The organism is Bariatricus massiliensis, from assembly GCF_900086725.1.
Lineage (GTDB): Bacteria > Bacillota > Clostridia > Lachnospirales > Lachnospiraceae > Allocoprococcus > Allocoprococcus massiliensis.
Genome location: NZ_LT574836.1, coordinates 1 through 14955, shown reverse-complemented (window position 1 = coordinate 14955; position 14955 = coordinate 1). Strand labels below are relative to the sequence as shown.

General features: G+C 44.7%; 15 protein-coding genes, 1 tRNA gene, 1 rRNA gene and 1 other annotated feature. Of the genes, 2 read left to right on the top strand and 15 right to left on the bottom strand.

Going from position 1 to position 14955, the window contains the following annotated elements; all coding sequences use genetic code 11:
* Window positions 1–36 precede the first annotated feature (36 nt).
* Window positions 37–107: transfer RNA gene (locus tag BN6465_RS01805), tRNA-Trp, on the bottom strand.
* A 148-nt stretch (window positions 108–255) separates the two neighbouring features.
* Between BN6465_RS01805 and BN6465_RS21545 the strand changes: the two genes are divergently transcribed.
* Window positions 256–867, top strand: a complete 612-nt coding sequence (locus BN6465_RS21545; RefSeq protein WP_074017754.1) for a hypothetical protein — start codon at window positions 256–258, stop codon at window positions 865–867.
* 38 nt (window positions 868–905) lie between these two features.
* Here the strand turns inward: BN6465_RS21545 and trpA are convergent, their stop codons facing one another.
* From trpA to BN6465_RS01755, 10 genes are all read right to left on the bottom strand, one after another.
* Window positions 906–1682 (bottom strand): tryptophan synthase subunit alpha, encoded by a 777-nt coding sequence (gene trpA / locus BN6465_RS01800; protein WP_066731147.1) that lies wholly within the window; start codon window positions 1680–1682, stop codon window positions 906–908.
* Entirely contained in the window at window positions 1675–2859 is a 1185-nt protein-coding gene (gene trpB, locus BN6465_RS01795; protein WP_066731146.1) for a tryptophan synthase subunit beta, read from the bottom strand. Before trpB ends, trpA begins: the two co-directional genes overlap by 8 nt.
* Complete coding sequence (locus BN6465_RS01790) at window positions 2852–3469, bottom strand: phosphoribosylanthranilate isomerase (protein WP_066731144.1); 618 nt, start codon at window positions 3467–3469, stop codon at window positions 2852–2854. The genes trpB and BN6465_RS01790 overlap by 8 nt, the downstream gene beginning before the upstream one ends.
* Window positions 3470–4255, bottom strand: a complete 786-nt coding sequence (gene trpC / locus BN6465_RS01785) for an indole-3-glycerol phosphate synthase TrpC (RefSeq protein ID WP_066731143.1) — start codon at window positions 4253–4255, stop codon at window positions 3470–3472. It abuts the gene before it with no gap.
* A gap of 2 nt (window positions 4256–4257) precedes the next feature.
* Window positions 4258–5268 (bottom strand): anthranilate phosphoribosyltransferase, encoded by a 1011-nt coding sequence (trpD, locus tag BN6465_RS01780; RefSeq protein ID WP_066731142.1) that lies wholly within the window; start codon window positions 5266–5268, stop codon window positions 4258–4260.
* Window positions 5265–5840: an anthranilate synthase component II gene (locus tag BN6465_RS01775; RefSeq protein ID WP_066731141.1), complete on the bottom strand. Its 576-nt coding sequence runs from the start codon at window positions 5838–5840 to the stop codon at window positions 5265–5267. Before BN6465_RS01775 ends, trpD begins: the two co-directional genes overlap by 4 nt.
* The gene (trpE, locus tag BN6465_RS01770) at window positions 5840–7297 is read right to left on the bottom strand and encodes an anthranilate synthase component I (RefSeq protein ID WP_066731140.1); all 1458 of its coding nucleotides are present in this window, start codon (window positions 7295–7297) and stop codon (window positions 5840–5842) included. Before trpE ends, BN6465_RS01775 begins: the two co-directional genes overlap by 1 nt.
* Before the next feature lie 156 nt (window positions 7298–7453).
* Window positions 7454–7709, bottom strand: a binding site (T-box leader).
* A gap of 70 nt (window positions 7710–7779) precedes the next feature.
* Complete coding sequence (locus tag BN6465_RS01765; protein ID WP_066732701.1) at window positions 7780–8499, bottom strand: LytR/AlgR family response regulator transcription factor; 720 nt, start codon at window positions 8497–8499, stop codon at window positions 7780–7782.
* 10 nt (window positions 8500–8509) lie between these two features.
* On the bottom strand, window positions 8510–10195 hold the full coding sequence (locus BN6465_RS01760) for a LytS/YhcK type 5TM receptor domain-containing protein (protein WP_066731134.1): 1686 nt from the start codon (window positions 10193–10195) through the stop codon (window positions 8510–8512).
* 179 nt (window positions 10196–10374) lie between these two features.
* Window positions 10375–11622 carry a dicarboxylate/amino acid:cation symporter gene (locus BN6465_RS01755; RefSeq protein ID WP_066731132.1) on the bottom strand — a complete coding sequence of 416 codons (1248 nt, stop codon included), beginning with the start codon at window positions 11620–11622 and terminating at the stop codon, window positions 10375–10377.
* Window positions 11623–11843: 221 nt separating this feature from the next.
* Here BN6465_RS01755 and pdaA point away from each other — a divergent pair, with 221 nt between their 5' ends.
* The gene (gene pdaA / locus BN6465_RS01750; protein ID WP_066731131.1) at window positions 11844–12659 is read left to right on the top strand and encodes a delta-lactam-biosynthetic de-N-acetylase; all 816 of its coding nucleotides are present in this window, start codon (window positions 11844–11846) and stop codon (window positions 12657–12659) included.
* 57 nt (window positions 12660–12716) lie between these two features.
* On the opposite strand, the gene BN6465_RS01745 is transcribed toward pdaA, so the two are convergent.
* The 4 genes from BN6465_RS01745 to BN6465_RS01735 all read right to left on the bottom strand — a co-directional run.
* The gene (locus BN6465_RS01745) at window positions 12717–13769 is read right to left on the bottom strand and encodes an ornithine cyclodeaminase family protein (RefSeq protein ID WP_066731129.1); all 1053 of its coding nucleotides are present in this window, start codon (window positions 13767–13769) and stop codon (window positions 12717–12719) included.
* A gap of 79 nt (window positions 13770–13848) precedes the next feature.
* Window positions 13849–14301, bottom strand: coding sequence for a hypothetical protein (locus tag BN6465_RS20905; protein ID WP_199882779.1), 453 nt, complete (start codon window positions 14299–14301; stop codon window positions 13849–13851).
* Between the two features lie 9 nt (window positions 14302–14310).
* Window positions 14311–14679 carry a MerR family transcriptional regulator gene (locus tag BN6465_RS20900; RefSeq protein ID WP_199882778.1) on the bottom strand — a complete coding sequence of 123 codons (369 nt, stop codon included), beginning with the start codon at window positions 14677–14679 and terminating at the stop codon, window positions 14311–14313.
* A gap of 154 nt (window positions 14680–14833) precedes the next feature.
* Window positions 14834–14955, bottom strand: a 23S ribosomal RNA gene (locus tag BN6465_RS01735); the annotation flags it as partial.

The following is a 14955-nucleotide window of genomic DNA, read 5'->3' as shown; positions in this document are numbered from 1 at the left end:
CATTAAAAAAGCACCGTAAATACGGTGCTTTTCCAGCAGGGGATGAGAGAATCGAACTCCCGCTAAGAGTTTTGGAGACTCCTGTCATACCATTTGACCAATCCCCTTTATGGTATGTGGCTCACTCACAGCCGAGTTATACTATATCATAATCCTGTAGTATTGTCAATATTTTTTCACTTCTTTCTTCATGTTTGAACTCACCTTTTTTCTTGAAACACATACAATATATAAAAATTACAGATGGTGAATTCTATGCGCAATGATCCTAGGGGAACTATAATTACCCAAGGAAACATCAGCCGGATAAACAACGCTTTTATCGAAGAGGTTTCCTGTTTTAATAATTCTACCGGATATATCTTAGTCTCTTATTCTGTACCCGAGAGAAACAATACAACTTCCATACAGACACTCCGCTTAAATTTGTTACGAAACACCACCGTTCTAAATTCCTTCGGACAAAGTATGTGTGTGTGCTGCCTTCAAAAAGGCATGTGGGTAAATGTTATATTTTCCGCCCGCATGACAAAAAGTATACCGCCTCAGTCCAACGCACTTGTGGTCATGGTTCAAATGACGCCCCAGCGTCCACCCTCTCCGCCCCAGCGCCCCTCATCGGTAACGACCGGACGGATTGTTCTGATTGATTTTGACAATGACTATCTCATTACAGCGAACCCCGACAATATTAATAATCAAACTAGATTCAATATTACAAATGAAACCACTTTCACAAACCGCTCTGGCGCTCCCATAAGATTCCGCAATCTGATGCCGGGGCAGATGGTTCGAGTTACACACGCAAATTTCCAAACAGCCAGTATTCCTCCACAAACCACTGCCTTCAATATAAGACAGCTGTAAAACTCCCGGCCGCTGGGGCAGAATCCCAGCGGCCGTCTCTAAGCCCTCAATACTGCATCCTTCATCTTCTTCACATACTCTTTTACATACGGCACACATTCTTCACCATACTGCGCTATTATCTTCACAATTGCAGAACCCACAATTGCCCCGTCAGACACTGCTGCCATCCGCTCGGCCTGCTCAGGCGCCGCTATGCCGAACCCTACCGCACAGGGTATGTCGGTAACTTCGCGCACTTTATCAATCATATCTTCTATATTAGTCGTAATCTCGCTCCGCACCCCCGTTACACCCAATGACGACACACAATACAAAAATCCTTCCGCCTCTTTTGCAATCATCCTAATCCTGTCATGGGATGTGGGGGCTATCAGCGACACCAATTCTACACCGTATTCCCGGCAGCTCTCTGCAAGTTCTTCCTTCTCCTCAAACGGCAGATCCGGTACAATAACACCCGCAATCCCACATTCCACACAGCGTTTCATGAATTTTCTTTTTCCATATGCAAAAATTGGATTCACATAAGTCATGAAAACTATTGGCACATTCATTTCATCCTGTACTGTCTTTACCATATCAAACAATTTGTCGGTCGTACATCCGGCGGCTAACGCCCGCTCGTCCGCGGCCTGAATGACCACGCCCTCTGCGATGGGGTCTGAAAAAGGAATTCCAATCTCTATCAAATCCGCTCCCGCCTCCTGCATGGCGATGAGCAGCTTTTTTGTCACCTCAAGATTCGGGTCTCCGCCTGTTATAAAGGGGATAAATGCTTTTTTATTTTCAAACGCTTTTTTAATTCTATTCATAAATGTCCACTCCTCTATATCTTGCAATTGCCGCTACATCCTTATCTCCCCGCCCGGAAATATTGATCACGATAATCTTGTCTCTTCCCATTTCAGGGGCTAGCTTCATGGCGTATGCCACCGCGTGTGAACTTTCTACCGCAGGAATAATTCCCTCCGTTCTGGATAGATACTCAAAGGCCTCCACTGCTTCTTCGTCTGTTACCGGCACATACTGCGCCCGTCCTTCGGCCGCCAGCATAGCATGTTCCGGCCCGATTCCCGGATAGTCAAGCCCGGCTGAAATAGAGTATACCGGAGCGATCTGCCCATATTCATTCTGGCAGAACAATGACTTCATGCCGTGGAAAATCCCTTCACTCCCCTTGGCGATGGTCGCAGCATGTTTCTCTGTGTCAATTCCTAAACCTGCCGCCTCACATCCGATAAGCTGTACCTCCTCGTCCGGTATGAACTCATAGAAGGCTCCTATGGCATTGCTGCCACCGCCCACACAGGCGATTACAGCATCCGGCAGACGCCCTTCTTTTGCCAGCATCTGTTCTTTTATTTCCTGACCTATTACCTTCTGAAAATCTCGCACAATTGTAGGAAATGGATGCGGCCCCATGACAGAACCGAGAACATATAAGGTATCATCCATGCGATTCGCCCATTCACGCATGGTCTCATTCACCGCGTCCTTGAGAGTCATAGTCCCAGAAGTCACAGGATGGACTTTCGCCCCGAGAAGCTCCATGCGGTACACGTTGAGCGCCTGACGGTCCGTATCCTCTTTCCCCATAAATACTTCACATTCCATTCCCATGAGCGCCGCGGCTGTGGCCGTGGCCACTCCGTGCTGCCCCGCACCGGTCTCAGCGATGACTCTTGTCTTCCCCATCTTTTTTGCCAAAAGCACCTGTCCCAATACATTATTGATTTTATGTGCCCCTGTATGGTTCAAGTCTTCTCTTTTTAAATATATCTTAGCTCCTCCCAAATCCTCCGTCATCTTCTTTGCCTCGTACAGGAGTGACGGCCTTCCGGCATAATTTTTCAACAAATCAGCAAGTTCTGCCTGAAATTCAGGGTCATTTTTATACATTTCATAAGCTTCTTCCAGTTCATTCACTGCATTCATCAGTGTTTCTGGAACATACTGCCCGCCATATCCTCCAAATCTTCCTTTACTCATAGTTTCGAACCCTTTCTATAAAATCTTTTATTTTACCTTCATCCTTCATGCCGTCTGTCTCAACCGCGCTGCTTATATCTACGGCATAGGGACTGCACAGTTTCAAATTATCTATAACATTAACAGCAGACAGTCCCCCGGCCAAAAAATAAGGTTTTCTCAGTTCTGGTATCAAGGTTTTGTCAAATTGTTTCCCGCTGCCTCCATATACATCCTTCGTAAAGGTATCAAGCAGCAGATAGTCACAATCCAGTTTCTCTGTCTTCAATATCTGACTTCCATTTCGTACTCTTACGGCCTTGATAATGGGCACTTCGGGAATCTCCGCCTTAAGACTCCTTATGTACGCTTCTCCTTCATCTCCATGAAGCTGAACCGCATCAATTATCCCCTTTCTGACTAAACGGACTATCTTTACCTGCTGCTCATTCACGAACACCCCTGTGGGGATAATCCGCTCATCCAGATTCTTTCTTAACTCTGCTGCCTGCTCCTCGCTTACTTTCCTCCTGCTTTCGGCAAATACAAAGCCCACATAATCCGGAAGATATCTATTGACCGTCTTAATATCCGCATCCTGTCTCAGACCACATATTTTAATCTTGACCATCTAAAGTCCGCCTCCGTTCAAAGCACAGAGTGCAGCTTTTTTATCTTCACTCCTCATCAATGTTTCACCGATCAATACTCCATTCACCTTCGCAGCCCGAAGCCGGGCAACATCTTCCGCAGTCTGAATCCCACTCTCAGCCACAAAAAGAATTTCCTCCGGCGCTCTATTCCGCAGACGAAGGCTGTTTTCTATATCTACCGTAAAGTCCTTTAAATTCCGATTATTCACGCCGATTACCCTCGCACCTGCTTCCAGCGCCCTATCCATCTCTTCCTCATCATGAACCTCCACAAGGGCCGACAGCCCCAGCCGGTGGCAAATGCGCAAATACCGCTTTAGTAACTCGTCATCCAGAAGCGCACAGATCAGAAGCGCCGCGTCGGCTCCTAATACTTTCGCCTCATAAATCATGTATTCATCAATTATAAAATCCTTTCTCAGGACAGGGATATCGACAGCCTCGGAGATTTCCATTAAATATTCGTTTCGTCCTTGAAAGTACTTCGGCTCTGTCAGACAGGAAATTGCCCCTGCTCCAGCATGTTCATACTCCTTCGCTATCTCAAGATAAGGAAATTTCTCCGCAATCACTCCCTTCGAGGGCGATGCCTTTTTCACCTCACAAATATAATGAATACCCGGTTTTGCCAGCATTTTTTCAAAAGGAAATCCGGTATTGCTGTTTTTTAAATGTGCCTGCATTCTCATCTCGGAAAACGGCACTTTCTTTTTTGCTTTTTCTACACGGATTTTTGTGTCCGCCGCTATATTATCTAAAATCATAATTACCTCCGTGTGGCCATACGAAATTCTTCATATTTTTTCATTGCGGCGCCGCTGTCGATAAGCTCCTCTGCCATGTGGATTCCCTCCTCCAGCGTAATCCCATCGATTCCGAGATACAGGCTCATCCCTGCATTTAAAAGTACTACGTCTCTCTTGGGCCCCGTCTCTCTGCCAGTAAGAATGTCCAGCGTAATCCCCGCGTTCTCCTCCGGCGAGCCACCTATCAAGTCTTCCAGCGGACAGCGTTTCAAACCAAACTGCTCTGGAGTGATAGAATAGGAAGTGATTTCTCCGAAACGAATCTCGTGAACCTCCGTCTCTCCAGTCAATGTTATCTCATCCAATCCATCTTCCCCGCAGACAGCAACCCCTCTGGTCACTCCAAGATTTGCCAGCACCTGTGCCAATGGTTTTCCTAATTTTTTGTCATATACGCCCAAAAGCTGCATGGTAGCTGCCGCCGGATTGGACAACGGTCCGAGAATATTAAATACAGTCCGCACGCCCAGCTCCTTTCTGACGGGAGCCGCATATTTCATGGAGGCGTGATAGACAGGGGCGAACATAAAGCACATTCCGGTTTCATTGAGAATCCGCTCATTCTGTTCGGCGCTTAAAGACACGTTGATTCCCAGCTTTTCCAGTACATCCGCCGCTCCACTTTTGCTGGATACACTGCGGTTTCCATGCTTTGCCACAGGCACACCGCCTGCTGCTACCACAAAGGCCGCTGTTGTAGAAATATTAAATGTCCCTACCTTATCTCCCCCTGTGCCTACAATGTCAATCACCTCACGTTCCGGTTGGATTTTCACACCTTTCTCCCTCATCACCGTGGCAAAAGCCGTAATCTCGTCAATGGTCTCCCCCTGCATGCTCAGGGCCATAAGAAATCCTCCCATCTGTCCTTGTGTCGCTGTGCCATCCATTATTTCTTCCATCACCGCTTTCGCTTCACTGTATGTTAAATCTTGATTTTCTGTCAATTTTGCAATCGCTTCCCTAATCATCTCACTGCCTCCTGTAAAAAATTTTCTAGTATTGCTCTTCCTTTTGGTGTCAATATAGACTCCGGGTGGAACTGCAGCCCATAGACCGGATACTTCCGGTGCCTCACTCCCATAATCTCTCCATCCGCCGTTCTCGCTGTCACAATCAGTTCCTGCGGAAGGCTCTCCTCCAGTACGGCCAGAGAGTGATACCTTGCCGCCTCTATTGTATTTTCCAGTCCTTGAAATAATGAAGTTTCACAATCTAGTTCAATCAGGCTCTGCTTTCCGTGCATTAATTTCTTGGCATGGCGGATGTGGCCGCCATAGGCCTCACAGATAGCCTGATGCCCTAGGCATACCCCCATGATTGGAACCTTCCCCTGCAGATTTTTCACCACTTCTTCACAGACACCCGCATCCCTTGGATATCCCGGTCCGGGTGAAAGAATAATCTGCTCCGGCTTCATTGCGCTTATCTCTTGCACATCCATCTCATCATTACGTATGACTCTGATATCAGGATTGATGCTTCCTGCAAGCTGAACTAAATTATAGGAAAAGCTATCATAGTTATCAATCAAAAGTACCATTACTTCAACACCTCCCCCGCAGCTTTCACGGCGTTCATCACAGCCGCGGCCTTATTGGCAGACTCTTCATACTCCATCTCCGGAACGCTGTCTGCCACAATACCTCCCCCTGCCTGCACATAAACTTTTCCGTCCTTTTTCACCGCCATTCGAATGGCGATACAGGTGTCCATATTACCGGTGAAATCAATATAACCAAGTGCTCCTCCGTAGATTCCCCTCGCCTCGCTTTCCAGCTCTTCAATAATCTCACATGCCCTGATTTTGGGTGCCCCAGAAAGAGTTCCTGCCGGGAGCACCGCCTCAATCGCACTCAGCGCATCACATTCCTTACGTATATCGCCCTCCACCTGTGAACATATATGCATGATTCTCGAATACTTGTGCACCATCTTATATTTCGTGACCTCAACAGTCCCAAACTTCGAGATACGCCCCAAATCATTTCTCCCTAAATCTACCAGCATATTATGCTCCGAGAGTTCCTTTTCGTCTGACAGAAGTTCCTCTTCCAGCTGCCGGTCCTCCCCCTCATCCTTTCCTCTCGGTCTTGAGCCAGCCACTGGAAAAGTAGTGAGCCGGCCGTCCTGCAGCCTTACTAACGTCTCAGGAGATGTACTCATAATCTCTAGACCGTCTAAGTTCAAATAAACCATATAAGGCGAAGGATTTGTAGTCCGAAGGACACGATAAGGATTCATCAGGCTTCCCTCAAAAGGAGCCGTGAACTGCCGGGATATTACAGCCTGAAAAATGTCGCCCTCCACAATATATTCTTTTGTTTTTTCTACAATCCTGCAATATTCTTCTTTACTTACATTGCATGTAAAGTCTGCCTTTGTGTTCCCTCCTGAAATATCCGGCGCCTCTCCGTTTCTTATCAAATTGACCAATCCCTCTATCTCAGCCGCTGCCTTCCCATAGTTTTCCATCACTTTATCGGTCTTCATATTTACGATGACATTGATCTTCTGCTTCAAATGGTCATAAGCAATCACCTTATCAAAAAGCATCAAATCACAATCGTCAAAGGCGCCTTTTTTTATTTTTAACTTTGGCTCCGTATATCCAATCATCGCATAAGAAAAATATCCCACGAACCCGCCGGCAAAGGGGGGAAGACCCGGTAGCTTTGGAGCCCTGTATTTTTGAAGAATCCTTCTCACTTCATCAAGCGGCCGTTCACTCTCCTGCTCTACAGTACTATCTTTTGTCTCAATCGTTACCTTTCTGTCTCTGCAGGATATCCTCATAAGTGGGTCAAATCCTAGGAAAGAATAACGTCCCCATTTTTCTCCGCCCTCTACACTCTCTAACAAAAAATACCGCTTGCTGACTGCTGCAATTTTCCCGAGAAGGGTAATCGGTGTAATAACATCGGCAAAAATCTCCCTGCTCACTGGAATAATATCATAGCTCGAAGCTAGCTTTTGAATCTGGTCACAATCTGGATACATACTTTCGTCCTCCTGCTGCTTTCATGTTTATATTGCTTCGTGTATGTAAAAGAGACATCCGCCGTGCGCACGCACCTCGATTCCGCTTCCGTCTTTTCGAAGATGGCGCACGGCTCAGTTCCTGCACGCAAAGAAAGCTTCTGCCCCTTTCTTGTTGAAAGGGACAAAAGCTTTGTAATCTACTTCTGCGGTACCACCCAAATTGCCGATTATATCGACCGCTCTTTTATGTACTGACATACACATCTCCTTGGTAACGGGCGAGAATCCCGTCAGCGTCTACTCCTGAATGCTCAGTTTCAAGCTGCCCTCACAAGTCCATTCGGTAAAAACTGTTATTACTGCAATCACACCACCTGCAGCTCTCTGTGAATAAATATCTCTACTTACTTCTCTTGTTCATCGGTTTATCACTTTGATGTTCTATAGTATATGCTCATTTTTTTTAAATGTCAACCCTAAATTTAGAAGTTCTTGTAATCCTACCCTCCGAGCAGCTGGCGGAGTACTTTTGTCTTCTCTCTTCCAACCGGCAGGATATCTTTGTCATATCCTTCCAGTTTAAGCCCTAGGCTATTGTTTCTCCACGGAAAAACTTCTCTTACTTTTTCGAGATTAATAAGATAGCTTTTATGACACCTGAAAAATTTTTCTTCCGGCAGTTTCTTTTCAAATTCTCCTATATTTTTGCCTTCAAAATATTCTTTTTCTTTTGTGTGGATAATGCATCCTCTATTGTAAGTCTCCACAAATATAATATTGTCAACTTCTTCAAATATTGTTTTCCCTTCGCAATTAATCGCGATGCGTTTCAGCAGCCCGTTATCTTTGTCTTGTTCTTTGGCGAACTCCATATGTAATCTTCTAAGGACTTTTTTTAAGCGTTCTTTGTCATAGGGCTTTAATATGTAATCTTCCACACCAAGCTCAAAAGCTTTAACAGCATACTCAGAATATGCCGTCACGAAGATGATTTTCATCTTCGGTCTCATGTTTTTCAGTGCATTCACCAGAAGTGTGCCATTGATATCGCCCAGATTTATATCCAGAAAAAAAAGATCGAACTTAGCTTCTCCCGCAAGTTCCAATGCCGCTGCGCCTGAGTCCCCCTCCTCGATTACAGCCTCCGGCAATAGCTCCTTTAGCTGGTGTCTGAGCTCACTTCTCGCCGGTCTTTCATCATCGATAATCCCTATCCTCACAGCCATAGTTTCAACATCCTTTCTTGAAAGTAAGCTGCACACAGCTTCCTTTGTCAGAACTAATTATCCTTGGTCTACAGTCATCTCCATAGATACTTTCCATTCGCTTATACACGTTATTCAATCCTACGCTCTTCCCCATGCTCTCTCCCGATTCTAATGCTTGAATCACATTCGGCGGAAATCCCTTTCCTTTGTCGCTGATACTGACTACAAATTTTTCTTTGTTTTCTTCCACCTTTATTTTGACGATTCGGCGCCCTTCATGATTAATGCCATACTTTACCGCGTTTTCCACGACAGGCTGCAAAATCAAAGTGGGAATCAGAATATCCATTTGGGGCGGCAGCTCGTAAGTTACTTCCAGCTTTTCTTCAAATCGCCCCTTCTCCAGCGCAAGGTAATCTCTTACATGCCGTATTTCTTCTTCCATCGGCACCATGCCCGTCGTCCCATCCAGATTATAGCGGAAATAATTGGCCAAAATTACCAGCAGCTCTCTGGCACGTTCCGAGTCCTCCCTGCATACGCTGGAAATAGTATTAAGTGCGTTAAACAGAAAATGAGGATTAATCTGAAATTGTAGGGCCTTTAATTCTGCCTGCTGCCACATAGCTTTCTGGTGCTCCAGCTCTGCCATGGCAATCTGATAGGAGCCTAATGTGACGACATGCTGGAGCAGTTCCAATTCACTTGTCCGGAAGACCCACGTCTTTTTCATCCACACAATCAAGCATCCAACCGCCTGTTCTTTCAGCATGAACGGAGCGGCGACCATAGAATATTCCTTCATCCACTCGTACCAAGAACTGCTCTTAGGCACATGGTACATCGTCATCAGCTCACCGGCCCGCATAGCATCTTTCCCGACTCTGGGAATCCGGGTCAAATCTTCCGGCTGATATTCGATTCCCTTCTGCTGCCATTCTAAAATCTTTGTTCTGTCAGTAAGCATGACCCCCATCCAGTCGGTCTCTCTCAATATAACCGAGGCCAGCTCATGCATGTCCTCCCCTTCGTGAAACCCATGGCTCAGTAATGGAAGGCATTTTCTAGACAGCTCAGAAGCCTGCTGAAGCTGCCGGCTGCTCTCTATATCCTGTAAAATAAACACATTATTAAAACTGGAGATGAATATCAATATCCCGATTGAGTTGAGCAAAATCATAGGAGCCGCAATCTCCAGCACCGTATTCAATGCAATGTCAAACGGAGAGGAGAGCCTTAGCAGGGCAATCATATCACAGATTTCAGCAAAACACGTCAAGAGAAACAAATCCCGGTACTTCCATTTGCCCCGTTGAAAATAGGGATAAAAACCTCCCCCCAGCAATCCAAACAAAACAGTGGAAAATGCGGAAGCCATCGCGAACATCTGAGGCTGTGAAAAAAAATAAACATAGATAGCGCTCAAAAAAGAAGCGTACAAACCTATAATAGGACCACCCAGTACTCCGGCCGCCATGGCCCCGATTACCCGGGTGTTCAGGCTATAACCTCCAATGTCAATGCTTGTATATGTAGACAATATAATAATTCCGGCAAACACCAGTGATAAAAGCGCCTGACTCTTGACACTTCTGCGCTCCTGCAGGATGATATTCTGGATAATCCTTAATTTAGAAAGGAGATTGGCCACAAGCGCCAACAGCCCAATATTTAATATCAGTTGAAATACCAAATTATCTGCTTGCATAAACTTCCTCTCTGCTCCGCCCTCACTGTACCAAAGATAACTTTTGTAAATCTATCATAGCACATCTTAAATAAAGGGACAAGAAACATGTGCAGCCCCCGGTACATCCCAGAGATATACCGGAGGCCACAAGGCTTTGTATGATTTTTTTCACGTCGACATACATTAATTCAAATATTTTAATATGTAACTTCTTTTTTACCATTATAGACATCACGGTCAAGTTCACCCAGTTTGTTTGCAACCAGCATTCCGACCATGACATCCACGTCTACATTCATCAATGTACGGAACATCCCTGAGAACCAGTCGATACCAATCAATATAGCTATGCTTTCCAGCGGCAGCCCCAGTGATGAAGCCAAAAACGTATATACAATCACAGAACCGCCGGGCACTACGATGGTTCCCATGCACATGAGGCAGGAAAGGAGAATTGCCATCCCCATCTGATAGATTGTCAAGTTAATACCTGTGGACTGTGCCATAAAGAAAATTGCAACGACATAACACATTGCAGCGCCACAACTGTTCATGGACATGGTGATGGGCCCAGTAAAATCAGCCACCTTACGGCTCACACCGAATTTTGTAACCGCATCTTCCATCTTTGTAGGCAGGCAAATCGCGCCTGACGTGGTAGTGACAGCCATCATTGACATCTTTGCGAACTTCTTAGGCATCTTTGCTGGATTCACTTTACATAAAGTGGCTGTCAAAGGCCCATAAATAAGGAACTGAATGACATCGCCTATAAAAAGTACGCCTAAGAACTTCATCATTGGTATAATGACTTTAAATCCGGTGGAGCCGGCAACGTCTGCCAGAAGACAAAAAATACCGATTGGCGCTATGTTCATGACCGTTTTAATTATGTTCGTGATAATTGAGTTAAAGCCAGTCACCCACTCTACCATATTCCGGTTGCCGCTCTGTCTTGTATACGCACCCATAGCCACACCAAAGAATAATGCAAAGACGATGCAGGGCACCATAGCGCTGTCAGCCATAGAGCCTATAATGTTTGTAGATACAAATCCTAATACCGTATCCTGCAGAGACGTAGATTCTACCGTGGCCTTCGCAATCTCTTCGGCACTTGCGATCTGTATTCCAACGCCCGGCCGTACCAGCATCGATAAAAGTATACCTAAGCTTGCAGAAATAATAGTAAAGAAAATAATCCATTTGAAAGTATGGAATCCCATCTTTCCTACATCCTGTCCGTCTCCACTTCCTACAGCCGCCGCGACAGCAGACATAACCAGCAAAATAACAGACATTTGAATCAACCGGATAAAGATATCACCGATAAATTTTAAATTTGAAGCCCATGGACCTACAACAGCACCGAATACAATACCTCCTACTGTCGCTATAAGTATCTGGGTCGTGAGGGATATTGACAATTTTTTCTTTTTTTCCACTTTTTCTTTCCCCTTTTCCTAATTCCTTTTTCTTGAACTCTGCTCTCATATTCCGGCCGGATATGTTCTGTTTATATCTATATTTTATATATTTTTTACAACTGAGCAATAGATTTTGTAGGAAATGTAAAATCTTTTGTTTTAAAGGGGGAATTTTTAGTTTTAACAGGCCGAAAAGATGCATAGTATTTATAAAGACTATGTACATAAATGGAGCGCTTATGATACCCAAATCCCGTATCAAAAAGATTCTCACCGTTGCCTTTGTCTTTGCTCTGGCCTTTTTAGCAGGTGATATAGCTGGGCGTGTTGAAGAAAAGATTGCGCCAGAAACAGTTATGACTTCAGCCGAAGGTAACTGGGGCTTAAGTTTTCAAGACGAAGGGCAGCCTCCTGTAGCTAACGCTACATTCGAGGAGTTAAAGAAATATGACGCATATTACGCCGAGGATACCGAGGAGAAAGTTCTGTATCTTACCTTTGACTGCGGTTATGAAAATGGCAATACTGCCCCCATTTTGGAGGCCCTCAAAAAGCATAAAGTACCTGCCACTTTTTTTGTCGTTGGTACATTTCTCTCCGAGAATCCAGACTTGATTAAACAAATGGCTGCGGAGGGGCATACTGTTGGAAATCATACGAATCACCACAAGGATATGTCGCAGATTTCTACAAAAGAAGCTTTTGCCGAGGAAGTCCAATCTGTAGAAAAGATGTATAAGGAAACTACCGGGCAGGAAATGGTTAAATACTACCGTCCTCCTCAAGGAAAATACAGTGAAAATAATTTAAAAATGGCTCAGGAGTTAGGCTATAAAACATTTTTTTGGAGCCTTGCCTATGTGGATTGGTATCAAGATAACCAGCCCAGCAAAGAAGAAGCCTTCGACAAGCTGCTGACCCGTATTCATCCCGGAGCTATTGTACTTCTCCACAGCACCTCTTCCACAAACGCTGCAATTCTTGATGAACTACTCACCAAATGGGAGGAAATGGGATATACTTTCAAGTCTCTTGATCAACTGACTTCTGAATAGAAATAAAAGAGGGTAAAATCATTTTGTTGATTTTACCCTCAAAAATCTTATGTTTGACTATAGGGGTACTTTCCTTCCAAGCCCCATCTCAAATGCTCTGTCTAATATTGCTTTCCCCATAATAACATCACTAACTGAAATTCCGATATTGCTGCAGACGATCAGTTCATTTTCATTCGTCCGTCCCGCATGAAGCCCCGCAATCACTTCTCCTGTTTCACAGGTTATGTCCGCCAGACCGTCCGGGAAATATCCCATGTTCTCAAATAATTTATGCTCATCGATGCTGTCCACAATATACTTATCAGCCATTCTACAGATTTCAGGCTCCCAAAATGTATTCAAATCACACGGTAATATCGTCTGCCCTTTTCTGACCCATTCTTTTTTCACTACCTTTAAAGGCCCCAGCAAGATAATTGTGGCCGAGCTTATCACCTCGCAGCTCTTCACAAGTTCTTCCGGCCCTGATGCTTTGACAATAGGAACGGAAACTTCTTCTGACACCTCACTTATCAAATTTTCCATGCTCTTATCATTGACATCGTAGATAAATATTTTCTCAAGGTTCTTTAAAGTTTTGGTGATATATCTAATATGCCCAATTCCCTGCACACCACAGCCGAACATTCCGAATGTCTTTGCATCCGGATGGAGCGCTTCCGCCGCGAGAGCAGTAACCGCGGGCGTTCTCATTGCGGTAAGCCATGCGGAATCCATAACGGCAATCGGTATCCCTGTAAGAATATCATTCAGTATCAGAAGGCCTGTAGTCTGGGGCAGATCGTACTCTGACGGATTTCTCGGAAAACATTCTATCCATTTCATGCCGCAGGCCAGATTGTTGGGAACATACGCAGGCATCGCATGAAAGAACACATCAGAGAATGGATGTATCCCAATCTTAGCCGGCATCTCATACTCCTTCTTCCCATGAGCCTCCAACGCCTGCCTGATCAATTCAATGGTTTCCTCCACATTAGGTCCCGCTTTGATACACTCTTCCTGCGTCAGCCACAAAACTTCTTTTCCTAAATTCAGTTTCGTCCCTAACTCGTCATGCTCCTTCTGAAACGCCTCGACTTGCAATTTCGTCGCACTGTAAGACATAATAAAACCTCCTTTACACTATAATCAGCATCCTGTTTCCTTTTCTGATTTCAGTATAAAGGTTGGAGTTACTACAAGGTCAATCACATTTCATCGTTTCCCCTAAAAAAACTTTTACCTCACAAGGATATCCATGTTCAAGATACTCAAAGAGCTGCAGCCCCACTTCATCGGCTACAACGAATTGAGGCTTGATTTTATGTTCCTGCAGCCACTGGAGCAGCGCAGTAAAATCCGCAGAATCCTGAACAACATGAGTCATATAACAGGCATAATACCCTTCTGGTAATGTGACAACATACTCCGTATCCACATAGGCAAGTGCGCTCTCTGGTAATTCTATGTACTCTCCTTGTTTTACAAACTTATTTTGGCTGATCTGGTTATAGTCAAGGATAAAGCCATAATTCCGTCTGATAGAATCATTATGGTGAATAGCGTCACGACATATCTCTTGAAGTTTCAAATGATATGCCCGTGCGTCCTGCGTATTTTTTCCATAAATAACAGTCTTTTTAGGAAGCTTTTTCACCTTTACCGCCTAGTGCAGCTCCGCTTGACATATTTGACTGTGCTGCTTCACATACCATTCGATGTCCTCCGCCACATGTTTAAAATAATTACTTAAATCCAGAGCCTCCTTTTGGTGCTCTTTCATTAACTTGACGACAATGTCATTATCCTCAGAAGACAGAATCTCCCGGATTTTCTGAGTGGAAATATTTAGCTTACGGCAGCAAACAATGATATCTATTTTCCAAAATTGGTCATATGTATAGTATCGGTAACCATTATTTTCGTCCACAAAGGATGGCTTAAACAAGTCAATTTTATCATAAAACCGCAAGGTATCCTTCGATACCCCCGTAATCTTGCTCACCTCGCCGACCGTATACCTCTTCTCCTGCATATCCGTTCTCCATCTGTGTTATTAAAAAACCTGTGAACAAAAAGTCCACAGGCTAGTCTGTCTATTATATTGTATATTCACTAAGTTGCTTTCGGTGTACCCTCAAAACCGCATACAAATCTAATCATTCCATCCATTTTTCCCTTCCTACCTCTTGGTTATGCCCTCGACCGATTAGTGACAGTCAGCTCCGTACATTGCTGCACTTCCACCTCTGCCCTATCTACCTTGTCGTCTTCAAGGGGTCTTACTACTTTCGTAGGGATATCTCATCTT

Excerpts from the sequence above, each read along its gene's own strand:
- BN6465_RS21545 (WP_074017754.1), top strand. The coding sequence starts at position 256 with ATGCGCAATGATCCTAGGGGAACTATAATTACCCAAGGAAACATCAGC.
- trpA (WP_066731147.1), bottom strand. The coding sequence starts at position 1,682 with ATGAATAGAATTAAAAAAGCGTTTGAAAATAAAAAAGCATTTATCCCC.
- trpB (WP_066731146.1), bottom strand. The coding sequence starts at position 2,859 with ATGAGTAAAGGAAGATTTGGAGGATATGGCGGGCAGTATGTTCCAGAA.
- BN6465_RS01790 (WP_066731144.1), bottom strand. The coding sequence starts at position 3,469 with ATGGTCAAGATTAAAATATGTGGTCTGAGACAGGATGCGGATATTAAG.
- trpC (WP_066731143.1), bottom strand. The coding sequence starts at position 4,255 with ATGATTTTAGATAATATAGCGGCGGACACAAAAATCCGTGTAGAAAAA.
- trpD (WP_066731142.1), bottom strand. The coding sequence starts at position 5,268 with ATGATTAGGGAAGCGATTGCAAAATTGACAGAAAATCAAGATTTAACA.
- BN6465_RS01775 (WP_066731141.1), bottom strand. The coding sequence starts at position 5,840 with ATGGTACTTTTGATTGATAACTATGATAGCTTTTCCTATAATTTAGTT.
- trpE (WP_066731140.1), bottom strand. The coding sequence starts at position 7,297 with ATGTATCCAGATTGTGACCAGATTCAAAAGCTAGCTTCGAGCTATGAT.
- BN6465_RS01760 (WP_066731134.1), bottom strand. The coding sequence starts at position 10,195 with ATGCAAGCAGATAATTTGGTATTTCAACTGATATTAAATATTGGGCTG.
- pdaA (WP_066731131.1), top strand. The coding sequence starts at position 11,844 with ATGATACCCAAATCCCGTATCAAAAAGATTCTCACCGTTGCCTTTGTC.
- BN6465_RS01745 (WP_066731129.1), bottom strand. The coding sequence starts at position 13,769 with ATGTCTTACAGTGCGACGAAATTGCAAGTCGAGGCGTTTCAGAAGGAG.
- BN6465_RS20900 (WP_199882778.1), bottom strand. The coding sequence starts at position 14,679 with ATGCAGGAGAAGAGGTATACGGTCGGCGAGGTGAGCAAGATTACGGGG.